This window comes from Flavobacterium noncentrifugens (assembly GCF_900100375.1).
Taxonomy (GTDB): Bacteria; Bacteroidota; Bacteroidia; order Flavobacteriales; family Flavobacteriaceae; genus Flavobacterium; species Flavobacterium noncentrifugens.
On the sequence record NZ_FNEZ01000007.1, the window covers coordinates 17725 to 41834 of the forward strand.

The following is a 24110-nucleotide window of genomic DNA, read 5'->3' on the forward strand; positions in this document are numbered from 1 at the left end:
TTTTGTTTATTTGTAATTTATTCTATTTACGATGTAACACAAAGATTGCACTTAAAATATATGTTTGTCCAACAATTGTAAAATATGCTACTCAACAAAAAAATCCCTCTACCGTATATTTTAAGAACCATCAAGTATGAAGTCGTATATGTTTTTGTCATCGGACTTGTCGTATACTATCTGACACACGAATTTAAAATGCTGATCCCGATTATGCCAATTGCCATTCCGGCATTTATTGGTACTGCAATATCGGTAATCTTATCGTTTAAATTAAATCAGTCGTACGACAGATGGTGGGAAGCGCGAAAAATCTGGGGTTCGATTGTAAATGACAGCAGAAATCTAATCATACAATTGCAATCTTTCGTAGAAATTCCGGCAGAAGCAGCAATCAAGAAAATTGCTTACCGCCAAATTGCGTGGTGCTATGCGCTTGGGCGACATTTACGAGGACAGGATGTGCTTCAAACTCTTGAGAAATATTTTTCAGCGGAAGATCTAAATTCCATCAAAAAACACAGCAATAAACCACTTGCCATATTACAGCTGAATGCGATGGACATTGAAAAACTTAGGAAAAATGCAACATTAGAACTGTTCAGCCAAGTTCAGTTAAACAATACGATTGTAAGTCTCACAAATTCAATGGGAATGGCAGAAAGAATCAAGAACACGGTGTTTCCGGTGACTTACAAATATTTCCTGCACCTGATCATTTACCTGTTTGTCATCACGCTTTCCATCTCATTGCGCGACATCGAAAGCTATTTTGAAATTCCGTTGCTGCTGGTCATTTCGATGGCATTCTTTCTTCTTGAGAAAACGGCAAGCCATTTACAGGATCCGTTTAACGACATGCCGACAGACATTTCTGTGACTTCAATCGCAACAACCATCGAAATTAATATCATGGATTTGCTGAATGAAGATCAAAAACCAGAACCGCTAAAAACAGATAATTTTTATCTGATGTAAAATTTAGGTTTTCTGTTTTTTCTTTCTTGCTGCCGGAAACAAAATATTGTTCAAAATCAAACGGTAACCCGGAGAATTCGGGTGCAGATCTAGAACCGTTGGCTCATCGCCCACCCGGTGCTGGTAATCTTCGGGATCGTGGCCGCCGTAGAACGTAAAAAAACCTTTTCCGACCTGGCCGTGGATGTAACGCGCTTCACCGTTGAGTTGGCATTCGCCTAAAACCAATACATTTGATTTTACGAGTTCGCGTTCGAAAGAAGTCGTTTGCCCCATAAAACCTTTGACCAATTGGGTGTGGTTTTGGCATAACATACTTGGAATCACATCCCATTTTGCAGAAAATTCCATTAAGGTGAAATAATCTTTTTCCATTGGGATCTTGCGTTTTTCGGTCATGTCGATGTCTGAAAACTCGTAGCGTTCCGGTTTTCTTTCGAGTGTATAATTCTTGAAAGCAAATGATTTGGTGTAATCGATTTTAGATTGGTAATTGGGTTCGCTCGGATCGCCGTCAAACATCGGTTCGCAAATGTCGACTCCATCTGCGGCAAGCGCAATATCGAAACTATCGGTCGCCGAGCACATGGCAAACATGAATCCGCCGCCAATGACAAAGTCCCGGATCTTTTTCGCGACTGCGCCTTTTTCTTCTGAGACTTTATTGTAACCGAGTTTTTTTGCCAATGCCTCGGCATCTTTTTTCTGTTCGATATACCACGGAGCCGTTCGGTAAGCACCATAAAATTTGCCGTATTGCCCAGTAAAATCTTCGTGGTGTAAATGCAGCCAGTCATATAACAGCAACTGGTCTGTCAACACTTCTTCGTCATAAATGGGCGTAAACGGAATTTCGGCATAGGTTAAAACCAACGTTACCGCGTCATCCCAGGGTTGTTTGCCTTTCGGCGTGTAAACTGCAATTTTCGGCGCTTTTTCCAATACCACCGTTTCCATATTTTGCGATGGGCTGGAAATTTCATCAAGGATCGTCTGCGCCTGTGAATCTGAAAGTACTTCAAAACTGACCCCGCGAATCTGGCATTCTTTCCGGATTTCGGGCGAATCGGGCAGTAAAAAAGAACCGCCGCGATAATTGAGCAGCCAGCTCGCCTTGAATTTTTTGTCGAGGCACCAATAGGTGATTCCGTAAGCTTTGAGGTGGTTTTGCTGGGTGGTTTCGTCCATCGGCAGCAAAATAAAATTCGCCTTAGCCAGGATTGGAAATACAAAAACCAATAAAACGACGATTCTTTTAAAAAGCATTCTTTTATTTTTATCCAAAGATAACAGATTTGCGATGAAAATGTTTCCCAATAAAACTATTAAACTGCTGCAGATCGTTAAAAATTTATTACTTATGCAATCTGATTATGTTTGACCAAATAAATGTTATGAGATTTTTTTTAGTGCTTATCGTTTTGCTGTTGTTTGCTCCAAACGCAGTTTCGCAAAATTACGTGAAAGAGAACAATGAGATCAGTGATTTGATTTACAAAAACCAATATACAGAAGCGCAAACGTATATTTATCGTTTGATGAACACGCAAAAACCTGACAAATATGAGCAGGTTTTGCTAAAGCTTTTCCTTAGCGACATCCAGCGGTTGCTGGCACATCCAAAAAAAGCAGCGGAATATTCGAAAGAAGCCTTGCAAATTTCGTTTAGGGATGGCACCCGCGGGCTCAGAAGCCGTGGCTATATTTTCCATAAAATTGCTAATCTTTTTTATGAACGGAAAGTTTATGACTCGGCTTACTTTTATGCCAGAAAATCGATGCTTTTTGCAGAAAAATACAACCGCAAAGAAATTGTTACCGATAATAAGATGATCAATCTGCCGATTATTGGTTATTACTACCTTGTCAATAACAATCCGAAACTTGCCAAAGAAACTTTTCTCCAATCCATAAAGCTATTTACAGAAAACGGCTCTGAATGTGAAACTTCCCTGCAATATAATAAGCTTTCAGATGTTGCCATTTCGACAAATAACCTGAACGAAGCTGAAAATTACGGACTCAAAGCATTAAAAATCGCAGCCGATTGTAGGATCAGTTCTTATGAAATCAGTGCCGTTAATAAACTCATTGAAATTTATAAGCTTCAGAACAATGCTGCCAAATTGTATCAATACTTTAAGCAGAAAGAAATGTTGATGAGCGCCATAAAGTTTGATGAACAGCGCAAAAACCTGCTCGCTCTGGAAGTAAAATATCAATCCCAGATCAGAGAAAAAGAGAATAAATTGCTCAAGATCCAGAATGTTGCTCAGGCAAACAGATCGCGGGTTTTTATCGTGATCATAATTTTATCTGCAATGATTTTAATTGGATTCATGCTGATTGCGTTTTACTTACAACGTAAAAACCGCTTGATCCGAAAGCAAAAAAATGAACTTGAAAAACTGAATACTTTAAACCAGAAGATTTTTTCGATTATTTCACACGATTTTAAAAGCCCGCTGACCAATTTACAGCAAACAATCGAACTCACAGAAAATGAAGTGTTGGATTTTGAAAGCTTTCCAATGCTAGCCTATGGAATTAAACAACAAATCAACCAAACTACACTGATTTTAGAAAATCTTTTGAGCTGGGCACAGTCTGAAATGAATGATGCAGCCCGAGCAAATGTGTTGTGCCAGCCGAAATTGGTTGCCGCCGAAACGATTCTCCAGTTGGAAATGTTCTTGAACCGAAAAAATTTGACAGTTGAAATTGACATTCCAAATAATCTTCTCATCAAAATCCCTTCAGAAATCCTCAAGATCGTTTACCGCAATATTATCAGCAATGCAATTAAATACAGTTATGAAAATGGGCAGATTGAGATTGGTTATGAACAAGCTGAATCTTATTTTTTTGTAAAAGATAATGGTGCTGGCATCAGCGAAAAAAACCTGCAGCGGCTTTTTACTAATAAAGTCCAGTCGGCTCAGGGAACATCAGCAGAAACCGGATATGGTATCGGACTTCATATTACGTATGAAATGATCCGAAAATTTGGAGGCGAAATCTGGGCTGAAAACAATCCGGAAAAAGGCGCGATCATCAAATTTACTATTCCGTTACAAAAATAAAAATTCAGGTTAAAGAAATTTATTAAAACGGCACATCACTATCATCATCTGCCGCATTCATATTGCTTCCAAACGCTTCATTCGGCGACGGTAAATTTTTAGTCGTAAACGGATTGTCTTCATGGTTCATCTTCGATGGCAAATCGTCATAGCTTCCGCTGAAATCCTCCAAATTGTCAAACTTACCAAGGTTTCCGATAAATTTCAATCGGATGTTTTCAAGTGATCCGTTACGGTGTTTGGCGATGATAAACTCTGCCTGTCCGGCTGTAGGCGTTTGCTCGTCATCGTCCCATTCGTCAATTTTATAATACTCGGGGCGGTAGATGAACGACACGATATCGGCATCCTGCTCGATCGCCCCGGATTCCCGAAGATCCGAAAGCAACGGCCTTTTACTCGATCCACGCGTTTCCACGGCACGCGACAATTGCGACAAGGCAATGACCGGAACGCTTAGTTCTTTGGCCAAAGCCTTTAAATTTCGGGAAATGGTTGAGATTTCCTGCTCGCGGTTTCCGCCGCCTTTACCGTTTCCACCGGCAGTCATTAATTGGAGGTAATCGACAATAATCAGCTTAATGCCGTGCTGCGAAGACAAACGGCGCGCTTTGGCCCGCAAATCGAAGATCGAAAGCGAAGGCGTATCATCGATGAATAACGGTGCTTTTTCAAGGTTTTTCACTTTGATCGAAAGCTGTTCCCATTCGTGCTTTTCAAGTTTTCCGGTTCTTAATTTTTCAGAGGACAATCCGGTTTCAGACGAGATCAAACGCGTGATCAACTGTACCGATGACATCTCGAGTGAAAACAACGCTACCGGATGGCCAAAATCGATCGAAATATTTCTTGCCATTGACAAAACGAAAGCCGTTTTACCCATACCCGGACGTGCCGCGATGATGATTAAATCGCTGGGTTGCCAGCCTGAAGTAATCTGGTCGAGTTTTTCAAATCCAGTCGCAATTCCGGAAAGCCCTTCTTTACCTGCGATTTCCTCAATTCTTTTTTTCGCCTGAATCACCAAACTCTGCGCGGTTTCAGAACTCCGCTTGATGTTTCCCTGCGTGACTTCGTATAATTTGGATTCCGCTTTGTCGAGCAGATCGAAAACATCTGTGGTTTCATCATACGATTCTTCGATGATTTCTGATGAGATCTTGATCAGGCTTCGCTGGATGTATTTCTGTAAAATGATCCTGGAGTGGAATTCGATATGTGCTGAAGATGAGATCTTTTGGGTGAGCTGGATCAGGTAAAAATCGCCTCCGGCCAAATCGAGTTTGGCGTTCTTTTTCAATTGTGCCGACACTGTTAATAAGTCGATAGGTTGCGTGTCTGTGAACAACTGCACGATCGCTTCAAAAATATGTTTGTGTGCGTCTTTGTAAAAAGCATCGGGCTGCAGGATGTCAATCACCTCATCAACACCCTTTTTATCAATCATCATCGCACCGAGAACAGCTTCCTCAAGGTCTAAAACCTGCGGCGGCAGCTTGCCTTTTTCAAGGTTGATGATCGTAGTTTTATCTACGCGTACGGGATTGATATTCCTGAAATTTTCCATAGTGCGAAAGTAACTAAAAAATAAAAAAAGGGCTGCCAGAGTTATTACAAACTGTTGTTGATAAATCGGTATTTTTTGTTTATAACCATAAAAAAATCCGAAACCACAGGGCTTCGGATTAAGTATCTATTTGTAAGATTTTACTCTTTGTATTCGCCCATTTTACTGTATTTATCCATTCTGCGGGAGACCAGTTCGGCTGTTGATAAATCTTTAAGTTCATTGAAACCTTTCAACACATATTCCTGAACATTTTTGAAAGTCGTCTCGCGGTCGTAGTGCGCGCCGCCCAATGGTTCCGGAATTACGTCATCAACAAGCTTTTGTCTTTTCATGTCGGTTGACGTTAGTTTCAATGCTTCAGCGGCCTGCTCTTTATAATCCCAGCTTTTCCAAAGGATGGACGAACAAGATTCTGGTGAAATTACCGAATACCAGGTGTTTTCAAGCATATATACTTTGTCTCCAACACCGATTCCGAGTGCGCCACCCGATGCGCCTTCTCCAACGATCACAGAGATGATTGGCACTTTTAAACGGATCATTTCGAAGATATTCCTTGCAATCGCTTCACCTTGCCCGCGCTCTTCGGCTTCAAGGCCGGGATAAGCTCCGGGTGTGTCGATCAGCGTTAAAACCGGAATCCCGAATTTTTCTGCCATTTGCATGAGTCGCAACGCTTTTCTATAGCCTTCAGGATTTGCCATTCCGAAATTGCGGTACTGGCGTGTTTTGGTATTGTATCCTTTTTGCTGTCCGACGATCATGAACGACTGGCCTCCGATTTTCCCGAGTCCGCCAATCATCGCTTTGTCATCTTTAAAATTCCTGTCGCCAAAAAGTTCTAAGAATGAGGTGCCGCACAACGCACGGACATGATCCATCGTATATGGCCGGCTTGGATGCCTTGACAGCTGCACGCGTTGCCATGCCGTCAGGTTTTTATAAATGTCTTTTTTGGTTTCGAGAAGTTTTTTTTCGATCTGTTTGCAGGTTTGTGTCACGTCGACGTTTGATTCCTGGCCGATGATCTGGCATTTGTCTAACTGGTCTTCCAGTTCTTTTATGGGAAGCTCAAAATCTAAATATTCCATAGGATTTGTGCGTTTAATTTTAAATTGGAAACGCAAAGATAAAATTTAAAACTTGGAACGAAAGCGTTTTTTTTGATTTTAATTGTTAACGTTTTTGGTGCTGGAATGCCCTAGCCCGGATGGGAAGCGGTATCCTTTTTTGTAGTCGTTGCGAGGCACGAGCAATACTATAAAAAAGATAAAGCGGACAGCCGGAACAGCTCCTGAAAAAATAATTTTTTTAAACCATTAAGGCATTAAGCTGTTGGTGTTTGTGCTGCTTTTTTTCGGGTATAATTTTTTACAATGCCATTCGCGATGACTGTTGCAAGGATGATTGCAGATACAATATAAAACGGAACGCTCATTTTTTCGCTGTCGCCGATGATGAAATACGCGAGGAAAATGCCGTAAACGGGTTCGAGATTCGTAGTGAGCATGACCGTATAAGGCGACAATTTTTTCATGACATTGACCGAAGCCGTAAACGCATAAGCGGTACAGACGGATGATAAAATGACGATTAAAACCCAGTCTTTTCCGGAAACGCTGAAGAATTCAGGGGTGAATTTGCCGTCGAAAAGCAGGTAAATGGAGACGAAGAAAAATCCGGCGAAAAACTCGTATAATGTGATGACAGTCGAATCGTATTGCTGGATGAGTTTTCCGTTGAAAATCGTAAACATCACGCCCATAAATACTGAAAACAAAGCGCAGAGCATTCCGTTTAAATATTTGGCCTCGACATCCATGATGATGCAAAGTCCGGCAACGATGATGAGCCCGAATAATATTTCATACCACAGCATTTTGCGCTTGTAGAAGATTGGCTCGAGGATCGATGCAAAAAACGCGCCTGTGGAAAACATCGCCAGTGTCACCGAAACGTTTGAAATATTGATCGCACGAAAGAAAAAGATCCAGTGGATCGCAATTAAAAAACCGACCAAAACGAGTTTGATCACGGCTTTTGGAGGCAGTAAAAACGACTTTTTTGTAATCAGTAAATAAGACAAAAGGAAAATTCCGGCAAGCAGCATTCGGTACCAAACGAGCGATGCTTCGCGAATCGTGATCAAATCGCCGAGCACTGCCGTGAATCCCCAGATGAAGACAATCAGGTGAAGATTGAGGTAACTTTTGAAGTTAGCGCTTGGCATTGCGTAGCAGGTAAATGGCCAGGATTCCGAAGACTACATTTGGAAACCAAACGGCAACGATTGGCGGAATGCTTGATTTTTCGGCCATGACGCCAAAAACCTTATCGAAAAAAACATACGTAAACGCGAGGATAATTCCGATGGCAAGGTTCATTCCCATGCCGCCACGACGTTTCATAGCAGAAACCGAAACTGCGATGATCGTTAAGATAAATGCAGAAACCGGAATGCTGTATTTTTTATACAACACGACTAAATAGGTATTGATATTGGCGTTTCCACGCTTGCGTTCTTTATCGATAAAACTGTTGAGTTCTCCAAGTGAAAGGGTTTCGGCTATGTAAACCACCGGCGTTAAATCGTCGAGTTCGAATTTAAAAACAGTATCTTTTTTCTCGGCCTTTTCGAGTTTGTCATTGAGTATGCCCACAGTTCGCTTGGTGTAGCCAAACATGGTGTATTTCTTTGTTGACGGGTTATATTTGATGCGGTTCGCCGTAATTTTATAGTCGAGCTGGTCGCCTTTGAATTTTTCGAATGAGAAATTAAATGCCGTTTTCGACATTGTATTGAAATTGCTCACATAAATGAATTCGTCGTCGGTGATCTGGCGGAATACATTGTTGTTTTCGCGCATTTCGTTCTTGCCGTTTCCTTTCAGATAGGTATACCGAAAATTATTGAAACCTTCACTCGCCTTTGGCACGATGAAAAATCCCATCAGCAAAGCAAAAACCGAAACGATTGTCGCACCGATAATATAAGGCCTCAAGAATCTCGAAAATGAAATCCCGGAACTTAAAATGGCAATGACTTCAGTATTGTTGGCGAGTTTTGACGTAAACCAGATTACCGACAAAAACAGGAAAATCGGGAACAGCAGATTTGCAAAATAAATCGTAAAATGCAGGTAGTACAACGCAATGTCTGCAAAAGGCACTTTATTCTCGAGCATTTTATTGACCTTTTCCGAAACATCGATCACAATCCCGATCGGAATAAACAACAACAGCATCACCACAAATGTGGAAAGGTATCTTTTAAGGATGTATCTGTCTATTATTGTTAGCATACTTTCAGTTGAAAGTCGAAAGTCGAAAGTCGAAAGTCACCGCCCGAAGGATCTTTTGACTTTTAGAATTTAGACTTTAGACTGTTTTACAATCGTTGGTCCATTTGCTTGACCATTTTTTCTTTCCATTCGCGGAAATCTCCCGCTAAGATATGTTTTCTGGCTTCGCGAACCAACCACATGTAGAATCCTAAATTGTGGATCGTCGCGATTTGTTTTCCAAGGTATTCATTGGCCGCGAACAAATGGCGCAAATAGGCTTTGGTGTATTCTGTATCTACGAAAGTGTGGCCCATATTATCCAATGGGGAAAAATCGGCTTCCCACTTTTTATTTTTGATGTTGATAGTTCCCTGAGACGTGAACAACATACCGTTTCTGGCATTTCTAGTTGGCATCACACAGTCGAACATGTCGATTCCGAGTGCAATATTTTCGAGGATGTTAATTGGTGTTCCAACGCCCATTAAATAACGCGGCTTGTCTTCGGGAAGGATCGCGGTCACAATTTCAGTCATCGCATACATTTCTTCGGCCGGTTCACCCACAGACAATCCACCAATCGCATTGCCCTGCTGTCCTGCATTCGCAATGTATTCTGCCGATTGCACGCGCAGATCTTTATAGGTACTTCCCTGAACGATCGGGAAAAATGTTTGTTCGAAACCATATTTAAACGGCAATTTGTCCAGATGCGAAATGCAGCGGTCGAGCCAGCGGTGTGTCATGTGCATCGACCTTCTCGCATAGTGAAAATCACACGGATAAGGCGTGCATTCGTCAAAAGCCATAATGATATCTGCACCGATCGTACGCTGGATTTCCATCACGTTTTCGGGCGTGAAGAAATGGTACGAACCGTCGATGTGCGATTTAAATTTGACGCCTTCTTCCTTGATTTTGCGGTTTGCCGAAAGCGAATATACCTGGTAACCGCCGGAATCTGTAAGGATGTTGCGGTCCCAGTTCATGAATTTGTGCAATCCGCCTGCTTTTTCGAGGATTTCGGTTTGCGGGCGAAGGTATAAATGGTAAGTATTTCCTAGGATAATATCGGGATTGATGTCGTCTTTGAGTTCGCGCTGGTGCACGCCTTTAACCGAAGCTACGGTTCCGACAGGCATAAAAATCGGGGTTTCAATGACACCGTGATCGGTGGTGATTTTGCCGGCGCGGGCTTTTGTTTGCGGATCTGTCTTTAGTAAATCGAACTTCATGGATTTGGTTTCCCGTTACTTTTGGGACGGCAAAGATAGCAGATTTCAAATTTAGGATTAACGATTTGATATTTATTTTAACAGCTTTTTGACGGATGGATTTCACAGCCAAATGATTATTTTCACTTTCTTATTGTGCTTTATCACCATTCATTTGTTCTTTTTTGTAAATTCACACCTTAACAACCTTAAAAACAGACTTATGAAACAATTCTACATTTTTATATTGATTGCATTTGCAGCGCAATTCAGCCAGGCGCAGCCTGAAGTTTTGTTTAGCACCCAATGGAAACTTACTTATTTGGCCGTTGGCAGCGAAAGTTATATTCCGGTATCGAATTCAGAAGTTGTGCAGGTTCCGCTGCAATTCAGCACTGGTGATTTTGCACCCACTTCAATGAGTACTTCCGTATGCAACACCGGATTCGGATTTACTGAATTTTCAAGTACAGAACCGACTTTTTCCATGGGTGAATTTGGACGCACGCTCATCATGTGTAACCTTCCGGAAAATGAAAGCATGGAAGGAAGGTATTTTAGTTTCTTTTCAGAAAATATTCCGGGAATTTTTACCTATGAAGTTACTTATTTGTTAGATTTTTCCTATACTCCGATGTTGACCATTACGAATCCTGACGGAGATTATGCCCAATATACCGATGCCAATTTGGCTGCGAAATCTTTCACTTCTGAAAAATTCACCATTTCTCCAAATCCGGCGACAGACTACATAGCAATTGATTTTGGAAACAAAACTGCTACAAATGCAACAGTCGAAATTTATGACACTTCCGGAAAACGGATTCGAACAGAAAACCTTTCGGCATCCAATACGATCAATGTGCAGAACCTGGCAAAAGGCATTTATTTCCTGAAATTAAAAAACGGCGATGCAGCATCGGCAACAAAATTCATTAAGATATAACTTTCGACAACGTCCGCGTCATCTGCATATATATAAGGTATATTTCGCTTGGCGCATTGGAATCAGGAAAATATTATATGAAATTGCCTCCAGATAATAAAATCTGGTAAAGCCATTCATTGACGATAAAAATCAAAAAAACTAAAATTAAAGTCCTGCTCCAGCGGGATTTTTTTAGATGTATAAAAGCTTCACAACAGCTGTCTGAAACAAATTAAGGCAATTGTTAAAATTATTCTACATCGGTAAAAATTTCCCAAAATCTGTATATTTGGACTGACGCTCAATGATCTGACCGAAGAACTTAAAAAGATACCATGTGAATTTCAATATTTTCAACAGCATCATTCTCGCAGGGATTTTCCAGGGAATTGTTTTTGCGATGGTCGTACTCTTTTCCAAAAAATACAATATTTTTAAGAGTACGCTTTTGCTGGCGGGAATTATCCTGAGTTTTTCACTCAGCAATCTTGGCTATTACCTGCGTGACATCAACCTGATCACGGCGATGCAGTTTTATGAATATTGCTACGTGCCTTTTCCGCTGCTGATCCCGGTATTGCTGTATTTTTACGTGGGTGCGTTTCTCGATCCTCAAAAGAAAACCAAGCTGAGGGAAAAATTCCTGTATGTGCCTTTTGCCATTTTTCTGCTGCCCTGCATTGCCTTTAAGATTGCAAAACTTTCAGGTTTTCAAAATGACACATTTTACCGATCAATATATTATGTGCCTTTTGAGGTTGAAATCCTGGGAATTTTGATGATGATGGTGACGATGTTGTACTGCATCATAAAAATCAACCGCTTTGAACGCAGCAATGATAAAAACATTATAAACAGCACAAATTCCGGACTCCGATGGCTCAAATGGACGTGTGGCGGATTGATTTTCCTCACGACTGTATGGAGTTATCAGATGATCAAAATCCAGATTGACGGCATGACCAGCGCGTTTTATTTGCTGTGGATTGGCATTTCAATCATGATTTACTGGCTTGGCCATATCGGAATTTACAAATTCGGCATCCAACAGCAACGCAAGAAAATCCGCAATTATTCAATAGAAAGCAAGATTAGTTATGTTCCCGAAAAACAAAAAAGCGATTACATCGTTACTTTTGAAAAGATGTTTATTGGTGAAAAGCGGTTTCTGGATCCTACAATTACACTCGATAAAATCGCCGACGAGCTTCACCTGAGCAAAAGTTACCTGTCACGCATCATCAATGGCGAACTCGGCAGCAGTTTTCCCGATTACCTCAACGCGCTTCGTGTGGAAGAAGCCAAATCGTATCTCAGCAATGCTGATTTTTCGAATTATACCCTGGTTGCCATTGGCCTGGAAGCCGGATTCAATTCTAAGACCACTTTCAACAATACCTTCAAAAAAGTGACCGGAATCACACCATCTGATTTTAAAAATGGGTTAAGATAGTTCCACTTTTTGTAAAAAAGCAATAATCGGCACACCGGAAATTCTTGGGTTGGTACATTTGTCGAACCCATTTCCGCCGACTTCCCTATTGATGTTCTGAAATTTATTTCTCAACATTAATAAAAAAACCATGAAAAAAACTTTATTCTTTTTGATGCTCTTGTGTAGTGTTTTTACTACATCGGCACAAACCATTACGTGGACAGGATCTGGCAGCAATACCAATTGGGATACTGCCGCAAACTGGAGTCCGGCTACGGTGCCAACAGCCGCTAATGACGTGATCATCCCAACAGGAAAAGCGGTCGTCATCAATGTTGCCGGGGTTACAAAATCGATTGTTGTGCAAGGCAATGCTTCGGTGACGATTGTGGGCGGACTGTCTTTTTTGAATGCGTCTTCGTTTGCTGCGAATGCAGTTACAAACTGGACTTCGGGAACGATCAGCGGCGGCGGAACTTTGACAAATGCGGGTACTTTAAATCTCACTTCGGGTACTTCAAAAGTGATTTCGCAAGTGACTACGATTAACAATACAGGAACGATCAATATCAAAGACGGCGGATATTTTTACCTTAACAATGGAACGATCAACAACCAGGTCGCGGGAATTGTCGATTTGATGTCTGACAATGGCAACATCACCTGGTCTGGCGGCGGTTCGCACTTGTTAAACAATCTGGGAACAATTAAGCGCTCGACGACTTCAGGCACTGTTGTGATTGAAGCAGAACTGCATAATTCGGGAACCATCGATGTTACTACTGGTATCCTTTACTTTAACAATTCGGCAATAGTGATGACAGGCGGCATTTACAATGTTGCTATGGGAGCCACTCTGAACTTGGCACTGACCGTAACTTGTTCAGGAACACTGACCGGTATGGCAAACGGATCACTGAACTGGCTTGGAAACATGACCGTTCCTACGACTGCAACATTCAACTTTACTGGAACTACCGGGCTTATCTGGGGATCTGGAGTCCTAAATGGTGGTGGAACGGTAACAAACAACAGCCCGATCGCTTTAAATTTCAGTACGTCAAAATCTATTACCGGAGGAACGACATTGAATAATACTTCTACGATCAGCCTCAATGATGGCGGAAGTTTCTACATTAGTAACGGTATTGTAAACAATCAGGCTTTGGGAATTATCGATATCAAATCGGATAACGCAAACATCACTTGGTCTGGCAGTATTTTGCACACTTTAAATAATTCGGGTACCATTCGCAAAACCACCACGACTGGCTCAGCGATGATCGAAGCTACGTTAAAAAATACAGGGACTATTTCAGTAACCAACGGCACGTTAATATTCAATGATCCGAACATATCGCTCACAGGCGGAACATACAATGTAGCGGCCGGAACGACTTTACAATGGCAAAATGTGCTCACCTGTGCCGGAACATTGACTGGAGCAATAAACGGAAATCTTAATTTAGCCGGAACCGTATTATTTCCGGCTGCAGTCGTTTTCAATTTTACAGGAACACCCGGAATTAACTGGAGCGGCGGAATATTTTCAGGACCTGGAAGCCTTGGCATCAGCAGCAAGTTAAACCTGACTTCAGGCGCAAGCAAAGTCCTGAACAGCGGCCTTACTTTAAACAATAGCAATATCATTAATATCTTAGATGGCGGCTATCTTTATCTAAATGACGCCGTTGTCAACAACCTCGCAGGCGGTACCATTGACATGAAATCAGATGGCGGGGAAATCACCTGGTCTGGTGGCGGAAGTCATTTGCTTAACAATGCAGGAACCATTATTAAAAGCACTACTGCCGGGTCAACCCAAATTGAAGCCTCGCTGAAAAATACCGGAACTATTTCGGTAACAGCAGGTACATTAATATTCAATGATGCGAATATCACGCTCACCGGCGGCATTTATAATGTGGCGGCAACTACGGCGCTGCTATGGCAAAATACCATTACTTGTACCGGAACCTTAACCGGGGCTGTAAATGGCAATTTGAACCTCACAGGAATAGTATCGATTCCTGTTGCAGCTATTTTCAATTTTACAGGAACGCCGGGAATCAACTGGAGCAGCGGAACAATCACCGGACCCGGAACTTTGGGTATCCACAGCACATTAAACCTGACTTCCAGCGTAAGCAAAGTCATCAACAACACGCTTACGCTGAATAATACAAGCCTGATCAACATTTTAGACGGCGGGTATTTTTACATCAATAATGCCATTGTAAACAATACCGCTTCAGGAATTATCGACATGAAAAGCGACGGCGGTGAAATCACCTGGTCAGGTTCGGTTTTGCATACCCTGAACAATGCCGGGCTTATCAAAAAAACAACTACTTCAGGATCAACTCAGATAGAAGCTTCCTTAAAAAATACCGGAACGATTGTGGTAAATTCAGGAACCTTGATTTTAAATGACCCAAATACGGAACTAACTGGCGGAATCTATAATGTATCGGCTTCAGCTGTTTTGCAATGGGTCAATACCGTAAGCTGTTCAGGAATACTGACCGGCGCATTAAACGGAGTGCTGGATCTTTCCGGAACGACAACAGTAACTACTTCTGCAACGTTTAACTTTACAGGAACCGCCGGAATTCAATGGAAAGCCGGAACCATAAACGGCGGTGGAACACTCAACAACAACAGCCTTTTAAATCTTAGTTCAGGCACCAGCAAAGTGGCAAACGGAGGCACTACAATAAACAACAGTGCTTTAATGAATATGCAGGACGGCGGTGCTTTATATGTAAATGACGGGATTTTAAACAATCTGGCCTCTGGTGTCATCGACATAAGATCAGACAATATTTATATCACCTGGTCTGGAGGCGGATCTCATATTCTCAACAACTTCGGGCTGGTTAAAAAATCGACCACCAATGGATCTGCAGCAATCGAATTGACTGTGGTAAATTCAGGCACCGTTGACGCACAATCAGGCACGCTGGTATTTTACAGTGGCGTAACATTTACAAACAATGTCGACGGAATCGTGAAAGGAACCGGAACAATCGTTCCGCCACCGGGGACAAATTTCATCAATAACGGAACTTTCGCTCCAGGCGGAACTCCGGGAACATTAACAATCAACGGGGATTTTAAATCATCGCCAAGTGCAATACTGGCTGTTGATCTTGACGGACTTGCCCCAGGCACAGGATATGATGTGCTCGCCATTCAGGGCAATGCGACAACGAATGGTAATGTTTCGGTTGTGCTTGGATTTGCCGCGAATATCAACGACCAGTTCACCATTGCAACGACTACCGGAACATTAACTTTTGGCATGGCGCCAACTACAACGGCAGCATACAACGGAATGAATTATACGTTTGACGTCGTTAATGTGGGCAACAACAAAGTGGTCTTGAAAGTCGTACAGAAAACTGTGCTTGCGACAAAAGACCCAACGGCAAAAGCTCAAAAAATCGTGCTTTCACCCAATCCTGCAAAAGACCATATCGTATTGCGAAATGACAGCGGATGGAATTTAACACAAGCGGTAATCTTTGATTTAAACGGCCGGATTATCAGCACCATTGACCTGAAAAACAGCAATGAAGATTTTGAGATTCGTTTGGATGATTGTGCTTCCGGTACCTATCTGATGAAGATTATTTCGCCCGAAGGTACTGCAGTAAAACGATTCATCAGGCAGTAATTTTTTATAATTTTGAGTTGAAAGCCCTGCATTTTCAGGGCTTTTTTTATTTGATTTCAGCTGTGCCGTTCCCGCAAATCGTAGTCATCCGATATCATAAAATCGCAAATTTTGCTTATCTTACCGTAAAAAAATCATGGCCTGGAATCCCGACACTTATAATAAATTTAAATCGGAGCGCTTTTTGCCGTTTTACGATTTGCTCGGATTGGTAGAACTAAAATCCGGGATTAGCGCACTCGACCTCGGTTGCGGAACCGGCGAACTCACACGCAAACTTTCTGATGCGTTGCCCCATTCTAAAATTCTCGGCATCGATGCTTCTGCAGAAATGCTTCAGGATTCGAAGGCTTTCGCCAATGACAAGCTGCATTTTGAACAACGATCTATAGAAGCGCAGCTCGAATCACGAGCAACATTCGACCTGATTTTTTCAAATGCCGCCATCCAATGGGTACAAAACCACCAGGAACTTCTGCCGAAAATTATTGCAGCGATCAACCCCGGTGGGCAATTGGCCATTCAGATCCCGGATCAGCAGAACAACCTTACAAACCAGATCTTAAACCAGCTCGCTGACGAAGCGCCGTTTAAAACCGAATTGTTAAACTGGAAACGCCATTCGCCGGTACTCAATATCGACGCCTATTCCAAACTACTTTTCGAAAATGGCAGCCAGTCGATGACGGTTTTTGAAAAAGTTTATCCGTTACACTTGAAAGATGCCGAGGCATTGTTTGATTGGGTTTCCGGAACCGCATTGCTTCCGTATCTCGAAAGGCTTCCTCAGGATTTGAAGCCGCAATTCATCAATACCTTTAAAAAGCGGCTGCATTTGGAATTCCCTGTTACGCCGGTATTTTATCCATTCCGGAGAATCTTATTTGAAGCAAAATTTTAATAATTTATTTTCCGATTTACATCCATAACCTTTAAATTATTTTTAATCATTCTGATAACATAAAAAACTTATTTTTGATTTATGGACGAAGGTTTGGATTTTAATATTTTCAACAGCATCATCCTTGCGGGAATCTGCCAGGGTATCGTGTTTTCGCTGGTTGTTTTCTTTTCAAAAAAATACAGGTCAAAAAGCACTTTGTTCCTTACAACACTGATTTTCAGTTTTTCGATCAACAACTTAGGCTATTATTTGATGGACATTGCACTAATCTCGAGGACGCAGTTTTTCATCTGGCTGTATTTCCCGAGTGCGCTGCTTTCGCCGCCGGTGTTTTATTCCTACATCTGTTCGTTTTTGGATCAGGAAAAAAAATTCAGTTTTCGCGAAAAGTTGCTGTATCTGCCTTTTGTGGTCGCTTTGTTTCTAATTATACTTTACAAGATTGCGGCGATCGCTAAATATGAAAACGACGCTTTTTACAATTTTCTTGAGCCGTTGCCGAATTTGGTAGAGTTTTCCGGAATTATTTTCAGCCAGATTGTACTGCTGTATTGTTTCGTGAAGATTTATAAGTTTGAAAAACAGCACCGCAAAACCGAGATTCACCTTTCCTATTCGGGCTTAAACTGGCTCAAATGGATTATTGGAAGTTTGTTTTTGCTGAGTTTTTTATGGGCTTTTGAAATGGTCAGTTCGGTTATTGATGGCATTTCACGTGCTTTTTATATGTTGTGGATCGGCATGTCGATCATGACGTATTGGCTCGGCCACATTGGAATTTATAAATTCGGCGTGGTTCAGGAGCGCAAAAAAATCCGGAATTATTCGATCGAAAACAAAATCAAATATGCGCCTGCAAAGCAAAAGAATGAGCACATCGTCCAGATTGAAAACATGCTTGTCGATCAAAAACGTTTTCTAGATCCATCGATCACTTTGGATAAAATAGCTGAAGAACTGCACCTCAGCAAAAGCCATCTGTCACGGGTTTTCAATGCCGAACTGCAAATAAGCTTTCCGGATTACATCAACAAATTGCGCGTCGAAGAGGCGAAAAACTACCTTTTAAATCCTGATTTTGCTAATTATACCTTGATTGCCATTGGCCTTGAAGCCGGATTCAATTCAAAAACCACCTTCAACAATGCGTTTAAAAAAGCCACAGGCATGACGCCCTCCGAGTTTAAAAATACGCCTTCAGAATAATCGTGCAAGCAATCCAAAAAATCCTGTAAATATTTTTATCAGATTCGATTTAGTTTTATAAACAAACTAAAAATGACAATCATGGCAAAATTTACAATTCCGGCATACGGCGCATCGGGCTCTTTAATTGGTGGAAAACACCTTGAAGCCATGGAAATAGAGCGAAACACACCCATAAACGATGAAGTTTTAATACAAATTTTATACTGCGGGGTGTGCCATTCCGATCTGCATCAGGTGCACAACGATTGGAAAAACACCATTTATCCGTGCGTTCCGGGACACGAAATTGTAGGCCGAATTATTGAAACCGGGCCCAATACCACACGCTTTTCAAAAGGCGATATTGTTGGCGTAGGCTGTATGGTTGATTCGTGCAAATCGTGTGCTTCGTGCGAACATGGCGAGGAGCAATATTGCCTTGGCCCGGTTGGCCCAACGATGACATACAACGGTTATTTTAAACCTGATGGATCAGAATACAATACTTTCGGCGGTTATTCAACACACATTACTGTCCAGGAATCTTTCGTTTTAGACATTCCAAAAAATTTACCCGTAGCATCTATTGCCCCGATCTTGTGTGCCGGGGTGACGACTTATTCACCATTAAAACGTGCCAATATCAATCAGGGCGATAAAGTAGCGATCATTGGCATTGGCGGTCTTGGGCATATGGCTGTAAAAATTGCAAAAGCGATGGGTGCCAATGTAACTGCGATCACTTCCCGCGAGGAAAAACGTCAGGCTGCAAATGAACTTGGTGCAGATAGCGTATTGGTATATGAAGATGAAGACGATTTAAAGAATTATGAAAATGCGTTTAAATTTATGCTTTGTACGATTCCGTATCCGTTTGATATCAATCCGTATATTTGTTTGTTGCAGCCACACGGAAGCCTGATTACGGTAGGACTTCTTGGTCCGTATAAAAAACCGGCAAACAATATGGAACTGGCGAAAATGAACCGTACCATCGGCGGATCACTTATCGGCAGCATTGCAGAAACTCAGGAAGTACTCGATTTTTGCTCTGAACACCGCATCACTCCGGATGTCGAAATGATCGAAATGAAAGACATCAACAACGCTTTTGAAATGCTGAAAGATGAAGAAGTACGTTTCAGGTATGTGATCGATATGGAATCGTTAAAACCAGATCCGGCAGGAAAAGCCTCTTAAATGATTTCTCAAACCAATACTGATTCCCGCCTAAAACGGGAATTTTTATTTAAATAGATTTGCCTCCCGCTAAATAAAAATTTACTTTTGACAGACTTTAACGCTATAAATACAATGAAACGCAACACTCAAGAATTGAACAATTTAAGCATTCAGGTGCGCAGGGACATCCTCCGCATGGTGCATGCTGTAAACTCAGGACATCCGGGCGGTTCGCTGGGTTGTACCGAATTTATGGTAGTGCTTTACCAACACCTGATGGATCGAAAAGAAGGTTTTGACATGGACGGGATCGGGGAAGATATTTTCTTCCTTTCGAACGGCCACATTTCCCCGGTTTTTTACAGTGTACTGGCACGAAGCGGTTATTTTCCAGTTTCTGAACTCGCCACTTTCCGATTACTGAATTCGCGTTTGCAAGGCCATCCGACAACACACGAAGGTTTGCCTGGAATTCGCATCGCCTCGGGATCTTTAGGACAAGGAATGTCGGTTGCGATTGGTGCAGCACAAGCTAAAAAACTCAACAATGACAGCCATTTGGTGTATACTTTACACGGCGACGGCGAATTGCAGGAAGGGCAAAACTGGGAAGCGATCATGTATGCTTCGGCTAAAAAAGTCGATAATTTAATTGCTACGATCGACCTTAACGGAAAACAGATCGACGGAACGACGGACGAAGTATTGCCAATGGGAAGCATTCGTGCAAAGTTTGAAGCGTTTGGCTGGGATGTCATCGACATCGAAAAAGGAAACGACATCGAAGCGATCATCGCCGGAATGACCGAAGCCAAATCCAAAACCGGAAAAGGAAAACCCATTTGCGTATTGCTGCATACCGAAATGGGCAACGGTGTCGATTTTATGATGTACAGCCACGCCTGGCACGGGAAAGCGCCTAATGACGCACAATTGGCATTGGCATTGGAGCAGAATTACATTGAAGGCGAAAGCGATTATTAATTAATGGATAATTAATAATGAATAATTGATAATGATTGGTTTGTATAAACGACAATCTCTCAATTTTTTAAATCTTTTAATTTTAAATTTTAAATGAAAAAATACGAAAATACAGGAAGCAAAGACACGCGTTCGGGCTTTGGTGCCGGAATGACGGAACTTGGGCAGAAAAATGAAAATGTCGTGGCGCTTTGTGCCGATTTGATCGGATCGCTGAAATTTGACGATTTCAAGAAAAACCATCCGGAGCGTTTTTTCCAGATCGGGATTGCTGAGGCGAATATGATCGGGATCGCGGCAGGATTAACCATTGGCGGAAAAATTCCGTTTACGGGAACATTTGCGAACTTTTCTACCGGAAGAGTTTATGACCAGATCCGCCAGTCGGTGGCTTATTCAGATAAAAATGTAAAAATTTGTGCTTCGCATGCCGGACTGACTTTGGGTGAAGATGGCGCGACGCACCAAATCTTAGAAGACATCGGATTGATGAAAATGCTTCCGGGGATGGCCGTGATCAACACCTGCGATTACAACCAGACGAAAGCGGCGACTTTGGCTATTGCCGATCATCACGGGCCGGTTTATTTGCGTTTTGGCCGTCCGGTCGTGCCGAATTTTACACCAGCTGATGAACCGTTTGAAATTGGTAAAGCCATTGTTTTAAATGAAGGTTCGGATGTGACGATCGTGGCGACAGGCCATCTGGTTTGGGAAGCGCTTGTTGCTGCCGAAGCATTGGAAGAAAAAGGCATTTCTGCAGAAGTGATCAACATTCATACAATCAAACCACTCGATGAAGAAGCCATCTTGAAATCATTGGCCAAAACAAAATGTGTGGTTACTGCTGAAGAGCATAACATCCTTGGCGGATTGGGCGAAAGCATTGCCCGCGTGTTGACATTAAACCGTCCGGCACCACAGGAATTTGTAGCTGTTCAGGACAGTTTTGGAGAATCGGGCACACCCGAACAATTGATGGAAAAATACAAACTGAACAACCAGGCGATTGTTGAAGCGGTTGAAAGAGTGATGAAAAGAAAATAGTCTCATCTGAAATAAAAAAAATCCCGCTATGATTGTAGCGGGATTTTTTATGTTTTATATCGACTATCGACAACTGGGGTCAATGTATCGTCTTAAGCGTGTTGGCGAAAGATAATCAGGGCTGCTTCCACAACTAGGAATTCCCAACCTTTCATCAATTGCTGTAGTAGGATCATCTACCTCGGCACCATTGTATGGATAATAAGCCGCTGGGGAAGAATTTGGAATTTTGGTTTCCTCTTTCGTTGTAGTTCCGTCGCCATCGTCATCAACATCCTGATAATCAGGCACGCCATCACCATCGGTATCATCATCTGTAAAAATACCGTTGCCGTTGCGGTCTTCGTAAATTGACAATATGCCATCTTCATCCTGATCGGCACGTGTCATGTCATACAATTTAAACGAAAAGAACAGTGGGACATAGGAAGGAATCGAAGTGGTTGCATAATTATAATAAGCCAGCCCTGACGGAATAAAAATGACACCAGCGCCAAAATTATTGTAAATTGTAGGCTCGCCCACGACTACCGTTGAAGTTCCAGGTTTGAATAACGGAAAAATTTCTTTCCAGCCCTGAACAGCTACTTGATCCAATCCAATTTTATTTATTGGAAAAGGCACATATTCAAATTGCTTAAGAGCACCATCTGAATTCAGATAGGAGCCGTTGTAAGAAACCAAGATTTCATCAACAACCGAAGGACTTTCTTTTGAAGCATCGCCTTCTCTCAACGCAAGGTAATACAGTTTATAAGTGACGCCATTCGAAACGACCGATTTTGAAAGCAGGTCTGGCCTGAGCCATAACGAAACAAGGTTAGCTGGATTTCCTGTTGGGATGTCGCCAAAAGCAACATCCATTTCGCTCGTTGTTCCGGGCGTTCCGGTTTCAATCAGGTAATGTGTTTTTAAAAAAGTTTCAATCAGCGAATTGTCTGTATCATATTGTGTTTGAAAATCACGCAACGGTACTGGATCTTCACTATCATCATCCTTGCAGGAAAATAAAAGCAATCCTGAAATCATTAGAATAAAATAAAACTTAAATTTGTTCATTATAGCTGATTTTTTTAGGTTCGCAAGATACAATATTGATTTATTTTTGTAAACTATTTAACGCTGATTTTAGAAAAAACATGAGAATCGATAAATATCTTTGGTGCGTGCGGTATTACAAAACCCGAAATATGGTTACCGAAGCCGCAAAAAAGAACCACATTACCGTAAATGGGCAGGTTGCAAAGCCTTCGAAAGAGGTTTTTCCGGGTGACAAAATCACTTTCAGGAAAGACCAGATCACACAAATCATTGTGGTGCTCGATGTACCGCCAAACCGCGTGGGCGCGAAACTAGTCGATATGTACCGAAAAGATGAAACGCCTCCCGAAACTTTTGCACACCTCGAACTGATGAAGCTTTCCAAAGAACATTATCGCAAGACCGGCGAAGGCAGGCCTACTAAAAAAGACCGGCGTGACCTGGACGAATATGGCAATGAAATCCCGGATCCCAATTGGGATTCATAATATATTTTACTTTAAATAAAAACGACATGGCGCAGAACATCATATTGACGCATCAGGAAATTGAGCACAAGATCAAAAGGATCGCTTACCAGATTTATGAAACTTTCGTGGATGAAGATACGATCGTCATTGCAGGAATTGTAACGAACGGTTATGCATTGGCAGAAAAAATTGCCATTGTGCTGGGGCAGATTTCAACGCTAAAAGTGCTTTTATGTGAAGTGCATATCAACAAGCAAAACCCGAATGCTGAAGTTTCTACTTCGCTTGACAAATCGCAATACGAAAACAGAGGTTTGGTACTTGTTGATGATGTATTGAATTCAGGAACCACGCTGGTTTATGGCGTAAAACATTTTCTTGATGTACCGCTTAAAAAATTCAAAACCGCAGTACTTGTAGACCGAAATCATAAAAAATATCCGGTGAAAGCCGATTTTAAAGGAATTTCTTTGAGTACATCATCACAAGAACACGTTCGCGTGGTTTTTGAAGGAACGAATGATTATGCGTGTTTAAATTAGGAGTTTTTCTACTTCTGAAACGACATCTTCAGCCGATTTTCCATCTACGTTTACAGCGTGCATCGCCTGATTGTAGAAATAACTTCTTTCAAACAAATGCTTGGCGATGAATTCTTTCATGTCTTCGGAATGTGCATTTGAAATCAACGGACGGTGCTGTTTTTCGTCGGTTAACCTGTTGTACAATTCGGCAATCGACGCTTTCAGGTAAATTGATATGGTATTTTCTCCTGTAAACAGCAAATGGTTGTTTGCATAACAGGGTGTTCCGCCGCCAAGGCTAAGCACAAAATCTTCATTTCTTTCCATAAGCTGATGGAAAAGTTCATGCTCCAGTTTCCTGAAATGAATTTCACCTTTTGCTGAAAATATTTCTTTTACAGGCATTCCGGCTTTTTCTTCAATCATTTCATCGAGATCGAAATGTGGCAATTGGCGTTTTTCAGCCAGCATTTTCGAGACAGTCGACTTTCCGCTACCCATATAACCCAGCAAAATCACTTTCATCATAAAAATAAAACCTTATAAATTAAGGCGTTAACAGTAAATATTAAAAAAAGGTAAATTTAAAAGAAAATTGC

20 protein-coding genes are annotated in these 24110 nt (G+C 41.7%); 12 read left to right on the top strand and 8 right to left on the bottom strand.

Features of this window, described 5'->3' with window-relative positions; genetic code table 11:
• Window positions 1-84: 84 nt before the first annotated feature.
• Window positions 85-978 (top strand): bestrophin family protein, encoded by an 894-nt coding sequence (locus tag BLS32_RS16405; RefSeq protein ID WP_091398526.1) that lies wholly within the window; start codon window positions 85-87, stop codon window positions 976-978.
• Between the two features lie 3 nt (window positions 979-981).
• On the opposite strand, the gene BLS32_RS16410 is transcribed toward BLS32_RS16405, so the two are convergent.
• Window positions 982-2244 (bottom strand): asparagine synthetase B, encoded by a 1263-nt coding sequence (locus BLS32_RS16410; protein WP_091399032.1) that lies wholly within the window; start codon window positions 2242-2244, stop codon window positions 982-984.
• Between the two features lie 128 nt (window positions 2245-2372).
• Between BLS32_RS16410 and BLS32_RS16415 the strand changes: the two genes are divergently transcribed.
• Window positions 2373-4061, top strand: coding sequence for a sensor histidine kinase (locus BLS32_RS16415; RefSeq protein ID WP_170227588.1), 1689 nt, complete (start codon window positions 2373-2375; stop codon window positions 4059-4061).
• Between the two features lie 22 nt (window positions 4062-4083).
• On the opposite strand, the gene dnaB is transcribed toward BLS32_RS16415, so the two are convergent.
• From dnaB to tgt, 5 genes are all read right to left on the bottom strand, one after another.
• Complete coding sequence (dnaB, locus tag BLS32_RS16420; protein WP_091398532.1) at window positions 4084-5628, bottom strand: replicative DNA helicase; 1545 nt, start codon at window positions 5626-5628, stop codon at window positions 4084-4086.
• Window positions 5629-5768: 140 nt separating this feature from the next.
• A complete protein-coding gene (locus BLS32_RS16425; protein ID WP_091398535.1) occupies window positions 5769-6722 on the bottom strand; it encodes an acetyl-CoA carboxylase carboxyltransferase subunit alpha in 954 nt (317 codons plus the stop codon).
• 236 nt (window positions 6723-6958) lie between these two features.
• The gene (locus BLS32_RS16430) at window positions 6959-7861 is read right to left on the bottom strand and encodes a DMT family transporter (protein ID WP_091398537.1); all 903 of its coding nucleotides are present in this window, start codon (window positions 7859-7861) and stop codon (window positions 6959-6961) included.
• Complete coding sequence (locus tag BLS32_RS16435) at window positions 7848-8933, bottom strand: LptF/LptG family permease (RefSeq protein WP_091398540.1); 1086 nt, start codon at window positions 8931-8933, stop codon at window positions 7848-7850. The genes BLS32_RS16430 and BLS32_RS16435 overlap by 14 nt, the downstream gene beginning before the upstream one ends.
• Before the next feature lie 86 nt (window positions 8934-9019).
• Window positions 9020-10150, bottom strand: a complete 1131-nt coding sequence (tgt, locus tag BLS32_RS16440) for a tRNA guanosine(34) transglycosylase Tgt (protein WP_091398544.1) — start codon at window positions 10148-10150, stop codon at window positions 9020-9022.
• Between the two features lie 202 nt (window positions 10151-10352).
• On the opposite strand from tgt, the gene BLS32_RS16445 reads away from it, so the two are divergent.
• The 8 genes from BLS32_RS16445 to BLS32_RS16480 all read left to right on the top strand — a co-directional run bounded on the left by BLS32_RS16445 (window position 10353) and on the right by BLS32_RS16480 (window position 21476).
• Complete coding sequence (locus BLS32_RS16445; RefSeq protein WP_170227589.1) at window positions 10353-11075, top strand: T9SS type A sorting domain-containing protein; 723 nt, start codon at window positions 10353-10355, stop codon at window positions 11073-11075.
• 319 nt (window positions 11076-11394) lie between these two features.
• Window positions 11395-12510, top strand: a complete 1116-nt coding sequence (locus BLS32_RS16450) for a helix-turn-helix domain-containing protein (RefSeq protein ID WP_091398549.1) — start codon at window positions 11395-11397, stop codon at window positions 12508-12510.
• Between the two features lie 130 nt (window positions 12511-12640).
• Window positions 12641-16171 (top strand): T9SS type A sorting domain-containing protein, encoded by a 3531-nt coding sequence (locus BLS32_RS16455; protein ID WP_091398552.1) that lies wholly within the window; start codon window positions 12641-12643, stop codon window positions 16169-16171.
• A gap of 136 nt (window positions 16172-16307) precedes the next feature.
• Window positions 16308-17072, top strand: a complete 765-nt coding sequence (locus tag BLS32_RS16460) for a methyltransferase domain-containing protein (protein WP_091398556.1) — start codon at window positions 16308-16310, stop codon at window positions 17070-17072.
• 81 nt (window positions 17073-17153) lie between these two features.
• Entirely contained in the window at window positions 17154-18281 is a 1128-nt protein-coding gene (locus tag BLS32_RS16465; protein ID WP_091398560.1) for a helix-turn-helix transcriptional regulator, read from the top strand.
• 81 nt (window positions 18282-18362) lie between these two features.
• Window positions 18363-19463, top strand: a complete 1101-nt coding sequence (locus BLS32_RS16470; protein WP_091399035.1) for an NAD(P)-dependent alcohol dehydrogenase — start codon at window positions 18363-18365, stop codon at window positions 19461-19463.
• Between the two features lie 114 nt (window positions 19464-19577).
• The gene (locus BLS32_RS16475) at window positions 19578-20429 is read left to right on the top strand and encodes a transketolase (RefSeq protein WP_091398563.1); all 852 of its coding nucleotides are present in this window, start codon (window positions 19578-19580) and stop codon (window positions 20427-20429) included.
• 93 nt (window positions 20430-20522) lie between these two features.
• The gene (locus BLS32_RS16480; protein WP_091398566.1) at window positions 20523-21476 is read left to right on the top strand and encodes a transketolase family protein; all 954 of its coding nucleotides are present in this window, start codon (window positions 20523-20525) and stop codon (window positions 21474-21476) included.
• A gap of 63 nt (window positions 21477-21539) precedes the next feature.
• Here the strand turns inward: BLS32_RS16480 and BLS32_RS16485 are convergent, their stop codons facing one another.
• On the bottom strand, window positions 21540-22535 hold the full coding sequence (locus BLS32_RS16485) for an FKBP-type peptidyl-prolyl cis-trans isomerase (RefSeq protein ID WP_091398568.1): 996 nt from the start codon (window positions 22533-22535) through the stop codon (window positions 21540-21542).
• A gap of 80 nt (window positions 22536-22615) precedes the next feature.
• On the opposite strand from BLS32_RS16485, the gene BLS32_RS16490 reads away from it, so the two are divergent.
• Both BLS32_RS16490 and BLS32_RS16495 read left to right on the top strand, forming a co-directional pair.
• Window positions 22616-23005 carry an RNA-binding S4 domain-containing protein gene (locus tag BLS32_RS16490; RefSeq protein ID WP_091398571.1) on the top strand — a complete coding sequence of 130 codons (390 nt, stop codon included), beginning with the start codon at window positions 22616-22618 and terminating at the stop codon, window positions 23003-23005.
• A gap of 26 nt (window positions 23006-23031) precedes the next feature.
• Window positions 23032-23529, top strand: a complete 498-nt coding sequence (locus BLS32_RS16495) for a phosphoribosyltransferase family protein (protein ID WP_091398574.1) — start codon at window positions 23032-23034, stop codon at window positions 23527-23529.
• On the opposite strand, the gene BLS32_RS16500 is transcribed toward BLS32_RS16495, so the two are convergent.
• Window positions 23521-24039 carry a shikimate kinase gene (locus tag BLS32_RS16500; protein ID WP_091398577.1) on the bottom strand — a complete coding sequence of 173 codons (519 nt, stop codon included), beginning with the start codon at window positions 24037-24039 and terminating at the stop codon, window positions 23521-23523. The two genes, BLS32_RS16495 and BLS32_RS16500, sit on opposite strands and share 9 nt — an antisense overlap.
• Window positions 24040-24110 lie beyond the last annotated feature (71 nt).